Below are 1169 nucleotides of genomic sequence, written 5' to 3' on the forward strand. Positions count from 1 at the left end.
TCTTACCACACCGGTTGGGGCCCGGTGGTCGGGGGCTCCCGGGGGGGTCCCCTGCACGGCCGGGCAAATTGCACTGGGGGGGTGGGGGGCCGCTCGTGGAGGCCCGCAACGCCCCCTGGCTCTACCTGAGTTGACCTCAGGGAGTACTCGGGGCCGATCCCTCGGCTAGGAGTTGACCTGCGTGGTCACCAGGCTGGAGAACGTCGTCAGACGGGTGTAGACACCCGGGTAGCCGGCGTCCGCGCAGCCGTAGCCCCACGAGGTGATACCGGCGAGCTTGCCGCCGATGATGAGCGGGCCGCCACTGTCGCCCTGGCAGGTGTCCACACCGCCGGAGGTGTAGCCCGCGCAGACCATGTCGGAGGAGATGTACGAGGAGCCGTACGCCGACGAGCAGGTGGAGTTGGACACGGTCGGGACCGTGGCCGTGCGCAGCTGGTTGGAGGACGAACCGCCCGAACTGGTGGTGCCCCAGCCGAGGATGCGGGCGGTGGTGCCCGCCGTGTACAGGCTGGTCTCGGAGGCGGAGACGTAGCTGATCGGCGTGTACGGCATCGACGTCGACAGGGTCAGGACGGCGACGTCGTCACCCTCCTCCGCGTCCGTGTAGCTGGGGTTGATCCATATCTTGCTGACCTGGGCGACGGTGCCGTTGGTGCCGTTGCGGTAGGTACGGCCGCCGACCACGCGGATGCCGCTCGGGGTCTCCCCGACCATGCAGTGGGCCGCGGTGACGACCTTCGTGGCCGACACCAGGGTGCCGCCGCAGAACTGGCTCTGCGAGGCGGTGGTGATCTGCATGACGTACGGGTACGCGGCTGCCGTGGTCGTCGTGCCGCCGACGATGGGGGCGGGGGCGGCACTTGCGGTGGTCGCGCCGAGAAGACAGGTGGTCGCGGCGGCGGCGACGGCCGCGGTGACGGCGGCGGCCTTCTTGGCGAAGCTGAGCCCGAACATGGATCTCCTCAGGAGTGCCGGTGGGGGGTGCACTGTGGGGTGGTGCGACGGCCTGTGGGGTGGGTCCACGGTAGGAGTGGGGCGGGGGTGTTCCCAATGAGGGAACTCCCTCGGCCGGTGACCGAGGGATAACCCTCGGTCACGTTGGCCCCGGGCCGGGCGTTGTGTGTCGACGGCGGCCCGGTGGGGGCCGCTCGCGCAGTTCCCCGCGC

At 70.5% G+C, this 1169-nt stretch carries 1 protein-coding gene; it reads right to left on the reverse strand.

The window, feature by feature from the left end:
* Positions 1-165: 165 nt before the first annotated feature.
* Positions 166-957 (reverse strand): S1 family serine peptidase, encoded by a 792-nt coding sequence (locus tag ACFVH5_RS31825; protein ID WP_385837171.1) that lies wholly within the window; start codon positions 955-957, stop codon positions 166-168.
* Positions 958-1169: the final 212 nt, after the last annotated feature.

The sequence above is a fragment of the Streptomyces sp. NPDC127119 genome (assembly GCF_042677425.1).
Classification (GTDB): domain Bacteria; phylum Actinomycetota; class Actinomycetes; order Streptomycetales; family Streptomycetaceae; genus Streptomyces.

Bases quoted from the DNA above. Each gene is read 5' to 3' on its own strand.
- ACFVH5_RS31825 (WP_385837171.1), bottom strand. From the start codon at position 957: ATGTTCGGGCTCAGCTTCGCCAAGAAGGCCGCCGCCGTCACCGCGGCC.